This window comes from Vibrio inusitatus (assembly GCA_024346935.1).
GTDB classification, from domain to species: domain Bacteria; phylum Pseudomonadota; class Gammaproteobacteria; order Enterobacterales; family Vibrionaceae; genus Vibrio; species Vibrio inusitatus.
This window is the reverse complement of record AP024879.1, coordinates 1,361,242-1,381,332: the sequence shown is the minus strand read 5'-3', so window position 1 is coordinate 1,381,332 and position 20,091 is coordinate 1,361,242. Positions and strand designations below refer to the sequence as shown.

Sequence of the window (20,091 nt, the reverse complement as noted above, 5' to 3'; positions counted from 1 at the left end):
AATGATTAGACCCTTAATCATTTTAGTACTTGCAGGTACTCTTACATTTAGTATTTCAGCGCTCAACAAAGAAGAGCAACTCTGGAAGTCCAAGGTCGTCTCTGCCTATGGCGAAAGAGCAGGGAAACGAGTCGTTGCATGGCGTAATGCTGTATCGGATGCCTCAGGAAAATCCGAATTAGAACAGTTAAAACTCATCAACGACTTCTTCAATCAATTCATGTATGTGGATGATATCTATTTGTGGGGGAAAAAGGACTATTGGGCAACCCCTATGGAGTTTGTTGGTGTGGGCGCAGGAGATTGTGAAGATTTCACTATAGCCAAATATTTTAGCCTTCTAGAGCTTGGCATTGATGAAAAGAAGCTAAGGCTTATCTACGGCAAAGCTGTTGAATATAACCAATTTCATATGGTAGTCGCCTACTACCCTACTCCAAACTCTATTCCTCTTGTTCTAGATAATTTGGATTTCCGTATTTTGCCCGCCTCTCAGCGCCCTGACATTGTGCCTATTTACAGCTTTAACGGTGACCATTTGTGGCTCGCTAAAGAAAGTATCCAAGGAAAAGTGGCTGGAAAGTCTTCCCGATTAAGCTTGTGGAACCAAGTTCGAGAACGACAAAAAAAGCTCGTGTTAAACCAGCCTTTGATCAATTTGGACGAATAACATTATGACACTATATAGAAAACTGCTTATCAGTATCTCGCTTGCCTTCGTTTTATTGTTTGTGGGCTTGTTCTACGTCGATTATCACCAATCTCGTCAATTTATTGCGCAGAAGCAATTCTCTGAGGTGAAGAATGCCATCAATACTGTTGGCCTCGCCCTTTCTCCTTATCTAAAGGAGAATGACCCTGTTGCGGTAGAAACTGCAGTGAATGCCTTATTTGATGGAAGCTCTTTTTCGTCAGTCAGAGTCGTTATGCTGCAAACTGGCGAAGAAATAGTAAGAAGCTATCCAATTAGAGGTGACAATGTGCCTAAATGGCTAGTCAATCTAGATGTTTTCCAAACTATTCATGAGAAGCGTGTGGTAACCAGTGGATGGTTACAACTCGCCGAAATAGAAATAATAAGCCATCCAGGGGTCGCCTATGCTGCTCTTTGGAGAAATATGGTGGTTACCTTTAGAGTAGGTATTGCTTCGTTTATTTTTTCTTTATTACTCATTGGTTACTTCGTAAAACGTTCTCTTCAACCATTGAATCAACTTTCAGCGGCAGCGACACAAATCGCTAATAGGGACTTCAATATTTCATTAAGCAAACCAGAGACTCAGGAATTAATTCCTGTCTTCAACGCGTTTGAGTCTATGGTAGTTCGTATAAAAGCTTTTGTAGAAGAGCAAACTAGGCAAGCAGATATTCTTCGTACTCAAGCCTTTGTCGATGAAGCATCTACACTGGGCAATCGCAATTACTTTATCAGTCAACTTGAATCAAAAAAATCTGAAGGACAAACGCTGTTAATCGCCATTATCCGTTACGAAGAAGCAACCCAAGCAAAGGCAAGACATGACTTTGATGCAGTAACAGATCTGATGAAACTGGTTGGTCCAAAACTTAAGACACTAGCCAATGACAATTCCATTATCTGTGCTCGTTTGCTCGATGATGAAATAGGCGTTATTGCGCCTTATTTGGACGAACAACAAGCGAACGATCTTCTTGCGCAACTATCGAGAGTATCCCAATCAGCAACTGAGATAACGTTTGAGATTGGTGCAGTAATCACAGATGGATTCACTGATTCTATGTCTATTTTAAGTTCTGTTGATACTGCATTAATTAAAGCTAAATTAGAGCCAGACAGTCAGTATATTCAATATGAAAACAAAGGCTTACCTATCACAACGACACAATGGGTAGAGCTAGTAGAAGATGCCATGGAGCACAATGCTGTAATCACCAAGTCGCAACTCGTAAAAGGGATTGCAAGTTCAGCATATCATCGAGAAATATTCTCTGGGATCAAACATGAGGGTAACTACATGCCCGCAATTATGTTCCTTGCTCCAATGGAAAAGCTCAGCAAAGCACACCTCTACGATCAATACATTATCGAAAGCATGATCAAGGAACTAAGCAATGACAGTTCACCCGTTCCTGTTGCCATAAATCTTGCACCAGCCACAGTGACTTCTCCAGAGTTCATTACTTGGTTAGAGACTCGACTTCAGAAAATTCCTCAACTCGCGGCTTATTTGCATTTCGAGCTACATGAAGTTGTATTCATCTATCACAAAGAAATGACTCGACTATTGATCTCTAGTATTCGTCGCAATGGCGCTAAATTTGGTGTCGATAACTATGCACACCACCTGGAATCTCTCGACTACTTACCTGAGTTCTCGCCTGATTACGTCAAACTAGACTACTTATTTACTCTTAACCTAGACGATGACAAAACCGCGGAAACCTTATCTTCTGTGGCTAAACTTGCTCATGATATTGGTGCATTTGTTATAGCTACTAGAATAGAAAATCAACGACAAATTAATAAGTTAGCCATGCACAACGTCAATGGACTGCAAGGTTTCGCTATTGATACCAAGGATGACAATGAATGAAAGACTCATTACTTCACTCTCTAATTTATGTTAGTCGGTACTACGGCCTCTCAAATTCGCCAGAAGCACTACTCAACGGTTTACCTTTACCTGACGGAAAACTCACACCTATCCTCTTTGCTAGAGCCGCAGAAAGAGCGGGCCTAGTTGCAAAAGAACAGTCAGCCTCTTTGAAAAAAGTATCCGACCTAGTTCTTCCGGCTATTCTCCTCACTGGTGAAAATGAAGCCTGTGTGTTACTCAGTGTTGACCATGAAAATGGGCAGGCCGAAATTGTAGGGCGAGAAACTGGATTTGTAGCAACAACCACAACACTCAAAGACCTAGAAAAGGATTACAGCGGGCGTTACTTTCTAATCAAGAAACAATTTCGTTTTGACCAACGCTCCCCTGAAATACTAAAAACACGTAAAGGGCATTGGTTCTGGGGAACCTTAAAAGAATCTCGTTCTATATACCGAGACGTTCTTATCGCCACTATTTTGATCAATATATTCGCGATTGCCACGCCGCTCTTTACTCGGATTGTCTATGACAAGGTTGTTCCCAACCTAGCCTTCGAATCTTTATGGGTGCTTGCGAGCGGTATCGTCGTTATATTTATTTTTGATCTCATACTGAAATCCCTTCGCAGCTACTTTATCGATGTTGCAGGGAAAAAATCAGACATCATTATTTCATCAAAGTTGTTCAGCAAAGTAATGGGTATACGGATGGAGGCTCGCCCACCATCAGTAGGAGCTTTCGCAAGACATCTACAAGAGTTTGAATCAATCAGGGAATTCTTCACCTCAGCGACCATTGCAGCACTCATCGACTTACCCTTTGCCTTACTTTTCCTGCTAGTGATTTGGCTTATTGCGGGCAATGTCGTGTTAGTACCTATCGTCTGTGTCACTCTACTAATTATTCATTCACTACTGATTCAAAGGCCACTTCGAAATAGTATTGAAGAAGGGTCTCGCCTAGCCTCTCAAAAATACGCGAACTTAATTGAAAGCCTTTCTGGTTTGGAGTCATTAAAAATATTTGGTGCACAGAGCCAATTTCAGTACCGCTGGGAAGAAGCCGTTGCACATATGGCAAACTGGAATATCAAAAGCCGTCGTATTACCGATAGCGTTCAAAACTCTGCGGGTTTCCTTCAACAATCCTCAAACGTTGGCATGCTGATTGTGGGCGTATACCTAATCTCCGAAGGAGACTTAACCATGGGTGGCTTGATTGCAGCAACAATGTTGAGTGGTCGAGCGATTGGGCCTTTAGTTCAAGTTGCTTTGCTATCGACTCGTTACAACCAAGCAAAGTCTTCAATGACTATTATCGAGCAAGTGATGAACATGCCTGATGAGCAAGAGGAAGATAAACGTTACATTCACCGCCCTGTACTGCAAGGCAAGATTGAACTCGATAAAGTAACGTTTAACTACCCAGAAGCGCCAGTCTCTTCAATTCGCGACGTTAGCTTAACCATTCGACCAGGAGAGAAAGTTGCCATCATCGGACGTATAGGCTCTGGTAAAACAACTCTAGAGCGCCTGATTATGGGCCTATATAAGCCAACAGAAGGTCACATACGTATCGATGACACTGATATTCAACAATTGCACCACACCGATGTGAGAAGCAATATAGGCTGTGTTCCTCAAGACATTACGCTCTTTTACGGTTCCATACGAGATAACATCACTCTAGGAAAGCAACTCGCTGAAGACAACGAAGTGATGATAGCAGCCAAACGTGCCGGAGTGACTGAGTTTACGATGAAAGACCCTGCGGGTCTGGAAAGACAAGTTGGCGAAGGCGGTTTATTGTTATCAGGTGGTCAACGTCAGGCAGTAGCAGTAGCGCGAGCACTACTAGGAAGACCTCCTATCCTCCTTCTTGATGAACCCACCAGTGCGATGGATAACCGAGCTGAAGCGTTGTTTAAAAATGAATTGAAAAATTTGTCTAAAGACGAAACTCTAATTCTCATCACTCATAAGACATCAATGCTCGAAGTGGTTGATAGATTGATTGTGATGAGCGCGGGTTCTATTGTCGCGGATGGTCCAAAAGAAAAAGTACTTGCTGAACTTCAGAAGGGAAATCTGAAATCAGTAAATAAGTAAATAAGTAAATAATTTACACTGTAAATTCAGAGCAGCAGCTTATCCAAGTTGCTGCTTTTTTTATTTGAACTTTACACTGCGATAGATAATAAACAGGGCACTTTCGATTAAAACACCAAATCCAGCAATAGCCATAAACTCATCTAATGATATGTGTTGGTTTCTATAAAGTAGCCCTACACAAACAATGCAAAGATGCCTAACACAATGAACAGGGTCATTGGCGATGTTCATGTTATTCAGTCAATTCATTTATATAAAGTTAAGAGGAGCGAGGTGAAATTTACAGTGTAAATTGACCCAGGAACCAGAAATCATTGAATTTACACTGTAAATTACGTGTTCTACTAAATGCTTAGCAGTGTTTCTTGTATGGCCTGACGGTAATTCGCCTCGGCTTGTTTTCGTCCGGTGAAACTATGTTGCTTGCAAACTTCCGACCACTCCAACTTTTTAATCACTAAGTCAGAGATAATATGAATTCTTTCAAACTCAACTCTATGTAAGTTTTCGATTAATAACGTTCTAACTTTAAAGCGAGTACCTTCAAAGCTTGCCCCCCCCTGTACGTAATTAAGAATCACTCGATAAAACGATTCATCATGACAAGCAAGGTTAGTTGCACCTTCGCTCAGCAGCCCTATAAGCACGTCGCTCAGAAGGTTACGGTGAATATCTGATGCAGTGTCGAGCAAACACTCTCTTAGCTGAGTTCTAGCTTCCTCTAGCCAAGGTAGAGAACGGTTTAGTGGCTTAACCATAGTGACAGAGTAGCAGCCACTCGCTTGATCTTGTTTACTGCCTAAGCGCACCGATTGAAAATCATTATTAGTCCAAAATCTTGCAAGCTCTGCTGTCACTCCAAAACTCGTCGATAAATATTCTATATTGGTTTCATTCTCAGTTAACTGGGACAACATCCAACCGCCAATACCTTGTCCTTGCAAGTCTGGGTGAACCGCTATTCGCATGATTCTAAGGCTCCGTCTTAATGCAGGCTCGTTATCAGCAAGTTGTGACACTAAAGAAACCGGCACCATATGCCCTGCAGGGCGTCTTTGCCCTAACTGAACATCACAAAGTGTTAGTTCATCTAAGCCGCCTTCTAGATACCCGACAATAACACCAACGACATGCTCACCTTGTAGTGCTTGGTACAAAACAATATTGGGATCATCTAATAGCTGAAATAGGTCGTTTGGAGTCGTTTGGTAATGAGCGTTCACCAACAAACCAAATCCTTTTCTCAAAATATCAGGTGTGCAAGAATAACGTTCTGCTTCTATTTTTTTCAGACTGATACTCAGGCCGTTATCCAACACAGGAGATTCAATCTCCGCATCGAGTAAGAAAGTATCAAATAACCATGCTTCCATTGGATCGTCTGGGTTCCAACGTATAGGTTGAGTAAGCCTAATAGAATTCCATCCAGGTCGATGATCACTTAACCAAGCTTCAAATTTAATGCCAAACCCTCGTCCGCAACCTTCATAGCCGTGCACAGTAGTCGCGAAACACACTCGATGATAATGCTCTACGATAGACTTAAGAATCGGCAACGGTATAGCAGCAGCCTCATCGACGAGCAATAAATCACACTCTGGATGTTCACGAAGCAATTCATCCGGTGCAATGAACTCGACACTCCCACCCGCCATTGAAGTTGCGATATGCGGCTTTTGATTTTCGCAACCAGAAGCAGACTTGGCATGTTTAAATAATGTTTTAACCGCTTGAGTACTAGGAGCCGTAACGACAATTTTTTTGGCTGAGTCATGAATGATTTGTCCTGCAGCGATGCCTAGGGCAGCAGACTTTCCTCTCCCCCTATCTGCAGTTATCACCAAAGGACGCTTCCTATGCCCGCTGAGCACGCGCCCAATAGCTTGAATAGCTTGTTGCTGTTGCTCATATCGGTCGCAACTTGAAATGGGCTCTACTACAGTGACACCCAAGGGTGTGTTTTCACCTTGCTTCAAGTGATGAAAGGATTCCAATGCACGTTCAAGCCATAATGATGAGTAAATTCCAGTGACTTTCTCTCTCGAAGGCAATACAACTAGCAAACCACCGCCAATCAATGTGCCACATACAGCGGTAAAACCATTAGCATCAAAAGGTGAGTTGAGATCAACGACAATGAGATCGGATTCCTGTCCCAACTTCTGGCGCGCCTGCTTAAACGTAAGGCTTTCGCCATAGCTGAGACTAGCATTGCCAACAATTAATGCTCTGTGGTGCTCTACAATCGCTCTAAACGCTTCCAGTAACTCAAATTGCCACTCTCTACTTCCGTCAAGCACTACCCCATAACGATGTTTAGATTTAGCGGCTTTGAATTTTAGTGAAATCAAGGTTTGAAGATGAGGATGGTGTGACAAAGTAATCGCCTAAGTGACAGAGAATCATTGTGCTTAGAATAGCAGAATCACGATCAGAGTGACTATTACAACGACTTCCCGAAACAAAATATCTGCAGCAATCACAAATTCCAATAGAGCACTAAAAATAGGCAAGTTAATTCGTTACATCAGTTCAGCTTAATATACGATAGAGCTAGAACATGGAGGTTTTAATTTATGGAAAATGAACAAGTAGTATCAGAGCGCATCGTCGACCACCTAGGGCACCTCTTAATTGATTTGCTTTCGTTATTCTCTATCCAATTTGACAGAAGCAGTTTCTTTGCAGACATAGCGTTGCTTATCATTACCTTGCTGGTCGCTACATTGGTTTATCTCGCAGTACGCCACTTCATGCGTAAGTTTATTCATACCAGCAGCAAACATTACAATGCTAAAACACAGCTCACAATTAGGCGTAAGCATCTGCCTGAAAAAGTATCTGTTCTATTTCCCTATTATTTGTTCATGTCTACATGTGAATTAATCGTTCCAAGAGCCACTATTCCTGGGCAACTCATCGATGGTGTACTTGAGATTGGCGCTGCAATATTGGTTCTAAGAGCCTTATTTACGGTGTTTGACCTATTGCTCATTGTAATTGCAAACAAACACTTTGCGCATCGTTTACCATTACATGGCATTGTCCAATTCTTTAAACTCAGTTTTGTAGCACTTGCCGCACTCATTACGACCTCTCATATTCTAGACAGAACCCCAATTTATCTAATCTCGGGGGTCAGCGTAATGGCGGGTATGCTGGCTTTTATTATGAAGGACACAATTCTAGGGTTCATTGCCGGTATTCAGTTAGCTGCCAATAAGATGATATCGACGGGAGAATGGATTCAGTTGGATAATCATAAAGTGGATGGCACAGTACAAGAAGTAACACTGACTACGGTAAAAGTGAAGAATTGGGACAATACCATTGCAATGATCCCATCCCAAACACTTGTATCAGAGCCTTTTATCAACTGGTACGGTGTAGATGAAACAGGTGCAAGACGAATTAAAAGGGCCATATTCATTGATGCGGAAACGATAGACTTTATCAATGCCGATATGCTTGAGCACATGGGTAAGTTCAGGTTGCTTAAATCTTATATTATGCGTAAACAACAAGAAATTGAAGAGTACAACCACACTCTTCCTCATGATTCAGATCCGATTAACTTTAGGCGACTCACTAATCTAGGTTGCTTTCGAGAGTACATCGCAAGCTATTTATCGACTCACCCTGCTGTAATTAAAGATCTGACTATTGTAGTAAGGCAACTGGAAAGCAATCGCTTTGGATTACCCGTTGAAATTTATTGCTACGTCAATAAAACCAATATCAAAGATTACGAGCGTGCACAGGCCGACTTATTTGACCATATTTACTCAATCATGAAAGAGTTTAACCTAAAAACGGTTAAACCAGTTTCGACTATTCACTAACAAAAAAGCGGGTACCAAACTAATGATACCCGCCCCACTCTATCTAAATTACCAAAAGTTTACTTCAGCTTATCTTCGATAAACTGGATAATCTCCTGTGCCAATACATCGTCCACTTTCTTTAGGTTCAACGCCAAAGATTGACCTTTTCTCACGTAACTCGCCTTGCCTTTGACAAGCTCAACAGGCTTCTTAGCTGGTTTTTCAACAGTCTCATTAACGTCAGAAATCCAGCCTTCAAGTAGTACTGAGACTTGCTTGGTGATCTTAGCCTCACTCATATCGCTAAAACGTTGCCAAACATAAGCCCCATCTTTCTGACACTTATCTAGAATGCCTTTCTGAGCCGCTTCATCAAGTTCGTTAAATAGCTTATGCAGTTTAACGATGGTTGGGCGTCCTAGTTCAGTGACATTAGGGTAAGCTTGAAGTAGTGGCAGAGGTAAAGATGCAGCCTTAAGCGCACCACTAACAAGCGCCTCACTGCATTGGAACAAGGCAGCAAGGCCCTTCTGGTCAGTTACCTCACCAGAATCAAGTTTTGCCTGCATCTCACGCCCTCGTTCATACAAAGAAAGAGGCTTATGTGCATTAGCCACATCAGACAAAAACTTAGCGTGTTCGCCATTGATGTCTTCTGCCACGTAGATAAGAAAATCTTTTTCGGCCAAAATACACGACATTCTACGACGGCTACCGTCGAGAACTTCAATCTTGCCTTCACTGTTTTTTCTACCGACTGCTGGATACTGTTGGCCGCGTTCTCTAAGCGTGACCAAAATATCAGACAAGGCGTGTTCGTTTAGAAACGACTGCTCACGAGAGTTATCAGAAAAAACTATAGTCTTTTGCTCTATTTCCGTTGCTGGAATACGCTGCAACTCAAAAGAAACCATGTCCTGCCCTGCCACAGCAAGCTCGATAACCTGAGCATTGTCTTTAGCTGCAGTTTGAGCTTCAGCAGGCGTCGTTGCCCTGCGCTTATTCGCTTTACCAAATAACTTGGCATTCAAGTCGGAAGTTTTTATCGCCATACTCTTAATCCTCCTGTTTCAATGACGCCCAGTTACTATGTAACACTCGCTCTAGCTCTAATGCACTTTTTTGAACGGCATCTTGTGCAACTGCTAGTGTCTTTTTACCCCCCTCAAAGTCACCTGGAGTGAGATCAAATACGGTACTGTAAGTATCTGCGCAGGTCTCAAATGCTCGACTTCTCGGAATCGTTGCCATCATCACCTGATCTTGAAGCAGATAGTTCATCTCAGTAAGAACTGAAACCTGCTTCTTGTTATCATCCTCAAACATAGTTGGCACCATGCGGACAAATTCCAAGCCATGCCAGTCTTCTGGGAACATCTCGTAAACGGTTGGCAAGTGTTGGAAGAAGTTTACTGTAGATGCCCAGTCTAGGCGTTTAGCAGCGCAAGGGATCAATAACGCATTTGATGCATACATCGCATTCCATACCAGTGGGTCTACGTGCGGACCTGTATCTATCATAATCACATCAAAGTCGTCAGCGATCTTATCAATCAACTTTTCTTTGAGTAGTTTAACGATATCCAATGATTGGTCTTGAGAAAGTGATTGCCACGCTTCAGCGTTAAACATTGCATCTTCAGGGAAAGCTGAAATGGTCTTCAGGTTTGGATACTGAGTCGGAAGCAACACATTCTTACGCAAGAACTCTAGGTCCACCTCGTTTTCGTCTGGCACGTTATCCAGCATAATATCGACAGCAGAATAGATATTGTCATGCTCGCTGATACTGATTTGAGGATTCAAAAACAAGCGCAAAGAACCTTGTGGATCCAAGTCGATAAGACAAATACGGTAACGCTTATCTAGGTTCAAAGCTAAACAGGCAGCTAGATGAACGGCAGTCATTGATTTACCAGTACCACCCTTCTGGTTTTGAACATTTACAACCCAAGGCTTATTGTTTTGATTGCGCTTACGCTGGTGAAACTTCTCAACGCCTGCTGACTCCATCAAAAGATGAGCTTCTTCAAGTGAGATTGAGTAGTGATTAGCGTTATTTTTAGTAAATTGATGGCCTTTGGCTTCCATCTTACTAATAGCGTCGTCTAGTTTTCTTCGAGTCAAACCAGAGCGAGTTTCCATCAATGCTTTTGACATAGGCGGGAAGTGCTCGTCATTTCGCTCTTCCAACACTATTTCAATACGATCAGCTTGAACCTGTTTTGTCTGTTCAGCTAATTGGTAAAGATTATCTATCGTTGATTCTCTTTTCATCATTCTTCCCATAAATGTATGACTTAGATAATTGTACAGCGAATAGATATTATTACAATAAAATGCTGAACGATTATTAATGAGTTGTATCACATAAATAGCCTGTTAATTAGCCATAGTAACGCACAAATTTATATGCTGAATGACAGGTAATGATCCTCAGATTTAAAAAGTTACATGTGTCACGTATTTACATTGTAAAGACATAATTTCTGGTATACCAAGCAGGGGGAGGTCAATGGGTAAATTATCGAATGAGATTATTCAATAACATAAATAATATTTAGGATAAATTCGGAACGATGCAAAGAACTGTATGAATTACGGCCATTTGTAAATCAATCTTCTACTATCTCGTGATTCTTCAATCTTTATCACTATCAGGCTGAAAGTTAATTTAACTGAAACAGATAACTGTTGGTTGATGAGAGCATAAGCTCATTGAAGACATCATGAGAACTTACAGAACAATGATCAAGGATGTATCTTGATCATCGTTCCAATAGAAAAAAATTTTTTCTCTACTAAAATCGGAGATCATGGAACAATGATCAAGGTGACCATCCCGTAAAAACTAAAGTCGATTTTACCGGGACATTTAACGGATATGAAGGATCCTTTACGGATCGATGATCAAGTGCTTATAGCCCTCGGAAGCATGTAAATGTTCCGCTAGATTACGGAAAACATTAGGTAGAATGGGGAATGGAGCTAAATCTTGATAATATCATCGGTTATTCAACTGCATTGAGCATAGAAACTCATCAATCCGAAGAACTCTTGATCATGCTTCCGCCAATTAAGTTGTTACTATCGAAAATATTGAGAGTAACAAGGCAACCTTTACTAGCAATCGTTCGCCAGAAACTCAGAAAATTAAATGATTGAAAAACATTAGAATCGTCGAAACGATAGATCAACAAGCTTCTTGATCATTTTTCCGAGATGAAAGGATAATAAAAACAACAAAAAATGTTCGATGGGGCAGGGGACTAGAGAAGCGATTTTATTGCAACAGAGTGCATTCAATGATCTTTGGGCACTTAATGAACAATACGCATGTGGATAAGTTGTTTGTATTCAATGATCATGCTTTCAATGTATTCTTGATCATCTATCTAGAATTGCGTTGATCACACTTCCAAGATTCTTTGATCATGTTTACTGGCTTTGTTTGATCATGCTTACGTTTACTCTATGATCATAGTTCCGATCCTTAGTGAATTTAATCCCTTATAAAACATAATCTTACATTGAATTTGCCGCCCGGATCATTAGATCACTATATCAATAAGATCAGTTTTAAACATAAAGATCAGTCTTACGAGCAACAAGATTTTTTTCTTTCTTTTTAAAAGAATTTTTCTTAAGCTATACGGAACAATGATTAAGTTACGATAAAGTGTAGACGGATACTAAATGACCAACGAAGACAAGATCCTGATAAAACAACCTCGAAGTCATAAAGATGGACATTTATTTGAAGTTAATAACAATGCCGTTGAATGGATAGAACAGTATCAACACTTCAAGGGCGTGACTAAAAGCATCGTTGAACTACTTAATCTTATTTCTCTACGTGGCATGACCAGCAAAGATGCTCTTGTTTCAACAACAGAGTTAATTGATGCTACAGATGGACAAATCACTAGGGCTGCAATCCAGCAGCGGCTTAGAGCAGCGGTAACTATTGGTTTATTCAAACAAACACCCGTTAGATTTGAAACTGGCCTTGCTGGTAAGACGATGCTACACCACTTCGTCAACCCATCACTGCTTATCACAGCTTTAGGCACCGGAAGTTTACAAACCGAATCAACAAAAACGACTGCAAAAAAGAAAAAGACTCAATCGCTTGCTCAAACACACGTTAACAAGCAACTTTTAAATGAACATGGATTAAATAATCCACCAGCAATGTTGGACGAAGCCGAGCAATTTGTTGTTTCACCAACCAACTGGGCTGGTATCATTGATCAAGCATTAGCACCGCCAAGAACTCGTAAAAACTACCAAAAATCAATGGTATCGATCTCTGGTACACGCGCTATTATCGAAACAAGATCGTCTAAGAATATCATGACAGTCGATGATCTTATGACGCTATTTGCTTTGTTTACGCTCACCGTGCAATACCACGATCACCATCAAGATAATTACCACATTAATGCACAGGTAGCGCCAAATAAAACGCCTCTGTATATCACTGATATCCTCTCTTTGAGAGGTAAAAAGGACAGTGGGCCGGCACGAGATTCTATCCGCGATAGTATTGATCGAATTGAATACACTGATTTCCAGTTACACGAATTAACAGGGCAATGGTTAAGTGAAAACATGCCTGAAGGCTTTAAGAGTGATCGCTTCCGTTTTCTAGCGCGAACCATAACTGCATCTGAAGAAGCTCCTACTGAAAATGAAGCTGGCGAGATAAGAATTAAGCCAAACCTATATATCTTGGTATGGGAGCCCTCGTTTTATGAAGAACTGCTGACTAAAGATTACTTCTTTTTGTTTCCACCAGAAATCCTTCGCCAACATACCTTAGTGTTCCAGTTGTATTCCTACTTCAGGAGTCGTATGTCACGCCGCACGTCCGACATGATGTTACTAAGCGAATTAAATCAAAAGCTTGCACGTAACATAGAATGGCGACGTTTCTCAATGGATTTGCTTAGAGAGCTGAAGAAACTGTCTAAAGGTAAGGGTAACGATGAACTGTTTGTCGTTAACTTATGGGGTTACCACTTGACGTTAAGCGCATTAGAACCAAAAGGTAAGGTTAAAGATTACCAGGTAGATATTAAATGCAATGCGGAAGAGGTTGTTCGCTACGCGAGAGCTCGTACTACTAACGCTGGTAAACGTAACATGGCGCCAACACTGCCTAACCCACTTAGGCATGAAATGGTATCCAAACAGAAACTTGAAGAGTTGGCCGAGATCATTGACGGTGAATTCGAACCAATTCAGCGTAAAAAATCCTCTCCAAGAGGAAATCTTGGTCGTCGGGTGAAGCTGCGCAAACATCTGGTAGAGATCAATGCTGAAGAGATCACCATCAGTTTAACAAAATATACCTCACCAGAAGCTCTAGAACGTAGCATAACGGCTTTATCTGCGATGACTGGACATTCACCTACTTCTATCAGAGAAGAGTGTCAGGAGCTCTTAGAGAAGCTAGACTGGCTAAAGGTAGGGGATAGAGTGATTAGTTATGAAGCTTTGAGTCGCACTATTGAATTATACAATCAAGATTCATCTGGCGCTCATTTGACAATCGAACGATTGATTCTTGGATTAGCCGTTAGGCGTAAAGTGTGTCGTCAGATCCTAGACGGTCACTATGATGAAATTGTTATGCGAGTACTGCGCGAGATCGCATCAGGCGCTTGATCATGCTTCCGTATAGATCTTGTCGATCAAAGATCTATGCGGATTTGTTGGCCCCTCTTGAAGGCTTTAATATTGGGATCGGGGCTTCATTAAGTGGATAGAGCGTTAAAAACTTAATGTGTGATTCTATTTGATTGCTTAACTCTGCGCGCCATGCCTTCCCGTGTTGCTTTTTACAAAATTCGACGATCAACACCATGACTTGTTCTAATCTTCGACAGCAGCATAAACGAATATTTTGATCCACTTCAGCCCTACTAATCACCTGCTCTAATCGGCCTTGTGCTAGACACAGATATGAGTAGGCCGCCTCAAGTTCTGCTTGCTCTAAGTGATACTGGTACATACGAGCACAACCATCAAGCCAGCATCCTAACCCTTGACTCTGTTCGATCGATAGTTCAGGTCCCCATAATTCATGGGGAGGATCATTGATCAATTGAGCCAGAACCTTCACTTGATCATGCTTCCGCGTTTTGTGGCACAGCGAAAACTGTTGTTGCCATTGATCTAGCCGAGTCACAAGAATTATCCCTTTAATAAGCATTGTCATGTGTAAGTGTAAATCAATTCTGGCTAAAATGTGACCAAATACAGACACTGCCCACAAAACAAAAAAGGCGGTGATAGCCCCATCACAGAACGATTCAAATTTTCTTAACACAAGATTGCTAGATTGCTATCAATACAGAGGTCAGAGGAGCTGAGCGCATGTATGGCAGTCGTCCGCTTCTTTGTATATCACAGGCCAACGAGCCTTAAATTTTATTGTTATTTCAGGAGCAAAGTGATGTCTATTAATTCTATCAGCCGAGAAGAGATGCAAGGTCTCACGGGTTCGTGGGATGAATTGAACGCCACCCCCGAAGCCACTTCGAATAAACAGTTAAAATCAGCAGAGGCAAGACGCCGAATAGAACAAATGCGAGAAATCAGGGAAAGCGGATTGACACTGGAAGAGGCTCGAGAGTTGGGATTGTTACACTAATCCCTCGTCGAATCTAATTGCTCTGCAATGGGCATATGACAAGATAACGTTGTCGTATTGTTTTTATTTTCAACTTAAAATACGACACAAGGGCGCATGTACTCAAAACAAGAATACATGCGTTTTTTTATGCGCTGCTTTCCTCTTGGGAGATGACAGTGCGACAGCAAACACTCAACTCTTGAATCGAATAACTTCTGTTGCTACTGGATGTGTTGCTGTTAGTGGGTAAGTTTCTGCTGTCATCTTTGATACCTCCTACGTTTAAGATCAAATTTTCCATTTACAGTGTAAATTAACGCATTTTTTCTCATCTTAGATTTGTGTTATATTACGCGTCACGAATTCGTAGTAAAAAACCTCACATGTCGATAAATCTTTCTGATCTTCCTGCTGAAGATAAATACCGCGTAGAGTTGGACAAACAAGCATCTTATTTGGTGTGGAAAGTTAAACACTCGCAAGGCTCTGAATTTGATATTTCAGAGCAACGCAGCAAGCTTAAGACCGAACAACACGTGCTTTGGTTTGACGAGTCTGTATCGAAGTATCGACAGATGATGAATTTAGGGTAGTTTTTATCATTCATTGGTTAGGCCGATGAGTGTGACTTTTTCTGAGACACATAGAATTAGAGAGTAGATCCCGATGGGAAGAAGTTTTGAAGTGCGCAAGGCCTCAATGGCCAAAACAGCTGGCGCAAAAATTAAAGTTTATTCTAAGTACGGTAAAGAAATTTACATGTTAGCGAAAAACGGTGGTTCAGATCCGGACATGAACTTGTCTCTAAAGCACCTAATCGCGAAAGCAAAGAAAGACCAAGTTCCAGCACACGTTATCGATAAAGCGATCGATAAAGCGAGTGGTGGTGGCGGTGAAGACTACCAACCAGCTCGTTACGAAGGCTTTGGTCCTGGCGGCACGAGTGTCATCGTTGACTGTCTAACTGATAACGGCAACCGTACCTTCCAAGACGTACGCCAGTGCTTTGTTAAAGTGGGTGCGAAAATTGGTGTTGAAGGTTCTGTATCTCATATGTTTGACCACCAAGCTGTATTCCAGTTTAAGGGTGATGATGACGAAGTGATTCTAGAAGCTCTGATGATGGAAGACGTTGATGTAACTGACGTTGAAGTAGAAGACGGCGTAGTGACTGTATTCGCTCCGCACACAGAGTTCTTTAAGACAAAAACTGCATTGAATGCAGCATTCCCTGAGCTAATCATGGATGTGGAAGAAATCACTTTCGTTCCACAGACTCACACCCCGATAACGGGTGAAGATGCAGAGAAGTTCCAGAAGTTCCAAGACCTTCTTGATGACTGTGATGACGTTCAGCAGGTTTACCACAACGCTGAGTTGTAATATTGAGTAGCAGATAGGACAAAACACTAAATTGTTGACTATTTTCTATTAGCGACTCTAAGAGCAAGCCTAAGGTTTGCTCTTTTTTTTTCCCGGAATTTCCCCACCCAGTCTTTTGCATTCGTTAATTGGAATGGTTCCTTTGTATTCCTTATCGATGTAGCAAGGCACTGAGGGTACGCCTCCCGTACCGTAGCTTGCTTTTGTAAAGGGTGAGATGAGTAAAGACAGCGCTATTATAATCCACTTCATATTAAATCCTCTGTGTATTGGCTTTCTTACGAATTCCCTCAAAATTAAGTGCAGTAATTAAATCAAAGTAATCATCTCTGAAAAGTTAATTTGCCGTGTCTCGTGTTAATCTGAATGTCGTTGCAGACATAAACAGGAGTGAGTAATGCGAATCAGTTTTCTAGGCTTGGGTGTAATGGGCTACCCAATGGCAGGTCATTTGGTGAAGGCGGGCTTTGAGGTTCGTGTTTACAACCGCACTACAGCTAAAGCAGAGCAGTGGGCCAACGAGTATGCAGGGCAAGCGTTCTCTACTGTGGTTGAGTGTGTTGAAGATGCCGATGTAGTGTTGGTGTGTGTAGGTAATGACGATGATGTTCGTAGTGTTACTACGTCAGCGACCGGTGCTATCGCTAATATGAAAGCGGGCGCTATTTTAGTTGACCATACGACAACGTCTGCCAACCTCGCTGAAGAGCTACTCCAAGCAACTACTCAAGCTGGTCTGAGATTTATCGACGCCCCTGTGTCGGGCGGTCAAGCGGGCGCAGAGAACGGTGTGCTTACCGTGATGTGTGGTGGCACTCAGTCTGACTTTGATGCGATGCAGCCTGTGTTTGATGCTTACGCAAAGTCGTCGGTGCTGATGGGCAAGGCAGGGCAGGGACAAAGAGCAAAGATGGTTAACCAAATCTGTATTGCAGGTGTGTTGACTGGCCTTTCAGAAGGTTTGTTGTTGGCTGAGAAGTCAGGGTTGGATGTTCAGACCTTGGTAGATTGTCTTAAGAATGGAGCAGCTGGATCTTGGCAGATGGAAAACCGTGCCAACACTATGGCGCAAGATACATTCGACTTTGGCTTTGCAATTGACTGGATGATCAAGGATCTTAATTTTTGTTTAGAAGAAGCCAAACAACACGATCTTAAACTGCCATTAACAGAGGCAAGCACAGAGGCTTACAAAGCGCTTTCAGCCGAAGGTTTAGGCCGTATGGATACCTCGGTATTGCTTAGGGCGATACGTAAACAAGCGGAATCATAAGCTTTTCTTAATCAATTTGTCGTCTCCTAGGCAAACACACTATATACTTGCCGTATTCCATTCAACGTGCCGTCCTATGACGGCACGTTTTTTTACTAGGAGCGGCAAATGTCTGCAAAAAAAGAAATCCAAAACCTGAACAACCGTATTGATAAATGCAAGCATAAACTAGAGGCTGCCACCTCTCGTCGTGATCAAACTATGATTCATCAGTTTGGACAAGAGATCAATAAACTAGAGAAGCAGGTTGCACAACTGAAGCACAAAGAAAGCTACGATTTAAATAAAGAACGTAAAGAGCTATCAGATAAGCCGTTTTCTCGTCCAATCACCAAGAAAGAGCAAGCTGACATGGGCCAATTGAAGCGCCGTGTTAAAGGTATTGTTGTTGTTCATCCGTTGACGAAATTAGGTAAAGCACTGCGTATCGATGAAGTGACAGGCTTTGCTGAAAAAGAGTTTTAATTTTAAAAACTCGCTTAAATTACCTTAACCCGCCATAGATGACAGGTAAAACTTGCTGATCTTGTCGTTTTGAGTAAAATACGCGTCCGGTCAAAAAATAAACAGTCAGTAAGGTGCGAATGAAAGAGCATGTAATAGTCACGGTTTCCACTGTCGACGGAACTCGTCATTTTCAGTTGGGGAAGTTATTACAACAATGCCTTAAGGGCTTTGGCTATTTTTTTATTGCTGCAATTGTTGCGGCTGGCGCTGCTATTTACTATCTGAACAACGAAGTCGATTTTGCCCTATTAAAGCAGAGTGAATTGCAAAACCGTTCTTTGGAGTTAAGCGAAGAAGTTGAACAACTACAAAACCTTAAGGTAGAGCTTGAAGGAGACCTCGGTGCACGCGAAGAGCAGTTGCAGCAGGTTTCTGATAGGTTAGGGGATTTAGAAGTTGTACTTGGAGTGGCTGAAAAAGATGGCGAACTAGAAAGTCGCCTTGATGCCGCTGCGGTAACATCATCTGTACGCCTATACATGCTAAATAATATACCAAATGGTTCCCCTGTAGGTGACGTGCGAGTCTCTTCACATTATGGTTATCGAATTCACCCTAAGACAGGTAGAAAAACCCTGCATCGTGGTATCGATTATGCCGTGAATACAGGGGCTCCGATTTATGCCACTGCAGACGGTGTTGTTGAGGTAGTTAGACCAAGTAAAACAGGTTCTGGTAATTTCCTACGACTACAGCATGCTTATGGGTTTTCTTCGTCTTATTCTCATTTGCAGAAATTTAAGGTTAAATCGGGAGAGTTTGTTGAGAAAGGGCAGCTGATCGCCTATTCAGGCAATACAGGTTTCTCGACCGGCCCACATCTTCACTATGAAATTCGTTTTGTAGGTCGCGCGTTGGATCCATTGGCATTCCACGAATGGAGTGCAGTAAATTTTGAAACATTATTTGAAAAAGAACGAGGTATTAGATGGGACTCTTTGGTCAAAAGGATAGAAAACCGAGCAAGCAATCAGCTACAACTCTCATCGCAAAAGGCTGCCAAGTCGAAGGCCAATTCAAGTTAGAGAGTGACATGCATGTTGATGGTACCGTCATTGGCCAAGTAAGTGTTGAGCAATCTTTAATCGTGAGTCAATCAGGTCGAGTTATCGGTGATATCTTTGCAGGTAAGGTGATTGTGAATGGCATTATTGATGGTTCATGTCATGCAACCTCAATCGAAATTCTAGAAAATGGCCAGGTAAAAGGCACTATCTACACTGATGATCTTAGCATTGAGCGCGGTGGAAAATTCAATGGCGACACTAAACCATCTGAGAAAGAACATGTTGTTGAATTGAGCCCGAAAGAAAATAAAGAACAAGCACCAGTTAAGCAAACTTCAAACAGTTAAGCACTCGCCCTTTATAGTTAAACTTTTAGAGAAACCACTTTACAACGTAGAGTGGTTTTTTTTTGCTTGGAGAGCAGTAAACCTAAAGACAAAGTTTAGCTGAGCGCGCTCTGTCTTTTGTATGTTGATAAACCACAGTTGGTTATTGAAAGTAGCAATAATAGATTAGAAAAACTAATTTAATGTTGACACCATTGCTTCGGAAGCATATATTGTTTACACGAACTGCCTAACGGAGTTTGTTTGTGGTTGGATTTGCCTTACGAGGGAATCGATATGCCACTAATATCGATCGGTAATAGTAGCGCTGCTTCTGTTAAAGATCGGAATGTTTAACAAGAAACTTATGTCCGTACTATGCCATTTAATCCGGCTTTGGAATAAGGTTTCAGTCTTGTTGCCAATGCAATGAGAACT

General features: G+C 41.7%; 16 protein-coding genes. 12 read left to right on the top strand and 4 right to left on the bottom strand.

Going from position 1 to position 20,091, the window contains the following annotated elements:
- Position 1 precedes the first annotated feature (1 nt).
- The 3 genes from OCU48_RS18955 to OCU48_RS18945 are packed head-to-tail and all read left to right on the top strand — an operon-like array spanning position 2 to position 4,687.
- Entirely contained in the window at positions 2-670 is a 669-nt protein-coding gene (locus OCU48_RS18955) for a transglutaminase-like cysteine peptidase (protein ID WP_141346622.1), read from the top strand.
- Between the two features lie 4 nt (positions 671-674).
- The gene (locus tag OCU48_RS18950; protein ID WP_141346621.1) at positions 675-2,573 is read left to right on the top strand and encodes a bifunctional diguanylate cyclase/phosphodiesterase; all 1,899 of its coding nucleotides are present in this window, start codon (positions 675-677) and stop codon (positions 2,571-2,573) included.
- The gene (locus tag OCU48_RS18945; protein ID WP_141346620.1) at positions 2,570-4,687 is read left to right on the top strand and encodes a type I secretion system permease/ATPase; all 2,118 of its coding nucleotides are present in this window, start codon (positions 2,570-2,572) and stop codon (positions 4,685-4,687) included. Before OCU48_RS18950 ends, OCU48_RS18945 begins: the two co-directional genes overlap by 4 nt.
- 347 nt (positions 4,688-5,034) lie before the next feature.
- Here the strand turns inward: OCU48_RS18945 and OCU48_RS18940 are convergent, their stop codons facing one another.
- Positions 5,035-7,068 (bottom strand): tRNA(Met) cytidine acetyltransferase TmcA, encoded by a 2,034-nt coding sequence (locus OCU48_RS18940; RefSeq protein WP_141346619.1) that lies wholly within the window; start codon positions 7,066-7,068, stop codon positions 5,035-5,037.
- Between the two features lie 198 nt (positions 7,069-7,266).
- Here OCU48_RS18940 and OCU48_RS18935 point away from each other — a divergent pair, with 198 nt between their 5' ends.
- Positions 7,267-8,532 (top strand): mechanosensitive ion channel family protein, encoded by a 1,266-nt coding sequence (locus OCU48_RS18935; protein WP_141346618.1) that lies wholly within the window; start codon positions 7,267-7,269, stop codon positions 8,530-8,532.
- 59 nt (positions 8,533-8,591) lie between these two features.
- Here OCU48_RS18935 and OCU48_RS18930 read toward each other — a convergent pair whose 3' ends face one another.
- Together OCU48_RS18930 and OCU48_RS18925 are read right to left on the bottom strand one after the other, a co-directional pair.
- Positions 8,592-9,566, bottom strand: a complete 975-nt coding sequence (locus OCU48_RS18930; RefSeq protein ID WP_141346617.1) for a ParB/RepB/Spo0J family partition protein — start codon at positions 9,564-9,566, stop codon at positions 8,592-8,594.
- 4 nt (positions 9,567-9,570) lie between these two features.
- Positions 9,571-10,791: an AAA family ATPase gene (locus OCU48_RS18925; protein WP_141346616.1), complete on the bottom strand. Its 1,221-nt coding sequence runs from the start codon at positions 10,789-10,791 to the stop codon at positions 9,571-9,573.
- 1,419 nt (positions 10,792-12,210) lie between these two features.
- Between OCU48_RS18925 and OCU48_RS18920 the strand changes: the two genes are divergently transcribed.
- A complete protein-coding gene (locus OCU48_RS18920) occupies positions 12,211-14,187 on the top strand; it encodes a replication initiator protein RctB domain-containing protein (protein WP_141346615.1) in 1,977 nt (658 codons plus the stop codon).
- Between the two features lie 34 nt (positions 14,188-14,221).
- Here OCU48_RS18920 and OCU48_RS18915 read toward each other — a convergent pair whose 3' ends face one another.
- On the bottom strand, positions 14,222-14,710 hold the full coding sequence (locus OCU48_RS18915) for a hypothetical protein (protein ID WP_141346614.1): 489 nt from the start codon (positions 14,708-14,710) through the stop codon (positions 14,222-14,224).
- Positions 14,711-14,977: 267 nt separating this feature from the next.
- Between OCU48_RS18915 and OCU48_RS18910 the strand changes: the two genes are divergently transcribed.
- The 7 genes from OCU48_RS18910 (at position 14,978) to OCU48_RS18880 (ending at position 19,674) form a co-directional block, all read left to right on the top strand.
- Positions 14,978-15,175 (top strand): PA3496 family putative envelope integrity protein, encoded by a 198-nt coding sequence (locus tag OCU48_RS18910; RefSeq protein WP_141346613.1) that lies wholly within the window; start codon positions 14,978-14,980, stop codon positions 15,173-15,175.
- Between the two features lie 365 nt (positions 15,176-15,540).
- The gene (locus OCU48_RS18905) at positions 15,541-15,750 is read left to right on the top strand and encodes a DUF3283 family protein (RefSeq protein ID WP_141346612.1); all 210 of its coding nucleotides are present in this window, start codon (positions 15,541-15,543) and stop codon (positions 15,748-15,750) included.
- Positions 15,751-15,823: 73 nt separating this feature from the next.
- Positions 15,824-16,540, top strand: a complete 717-nt coding sequence (locus OCU48_RS18900) for a YebC/PmpR family DNA-binding transcriptional regulator (RefSeq protein ID WP_141346611.1) — start codon at positions 15,824-15,826, stop codon at positions 16,538-16,540.
- A 397-nt stretch (positions 16,541-16,937) separates the two neighbouring features.
- Positions 16,938-17,813, top strand: a complete 876-nt coding sequence (locus tag OCU48_RS18895; protein ID WP_141346609.1) for an NAD(P)-dependent oxidoreductase — start codon at positions 16,938-16,940, stop codon at positions 17,811-17,813.
- Between the two features lie 108 nt (positions 17,814-17,921).
- Positions 17,922-18,278, top strand: coding sequence for a YibL family ribosome-associated protein (locus tag OCU48_RS18890; protein WP_141346608.1), 357 nt, complete (start codon positions 17,922-17,924; stop codon positions 18,276-18,278).
- 119 nt (positions 18,279-18,397) lie between these two features.
- A complete protein-coding gene (locus OCU48_RS18885) occupies positions 18,398-19,345 on the top strand; it encodes a M23 family metallopeptidase (protein ID WP_167496219.1) in 948 nt (315 codons plus the stop codon).
- Between the two features lie 8 nt (positions 19,346-19,353).
- Positions 19,354-19,674: a bactofilin family protein gene (locus OCU48_RS18880; protein WP_244312358.1), complete on the top strand. Its 321-nt coding sequence runs from the start codon at positions 19,354-19,356 to the stop codon at positions 19,672-19,674.
- Positions 19,675-20,091 lie beyond the last annotated feature (417 nt).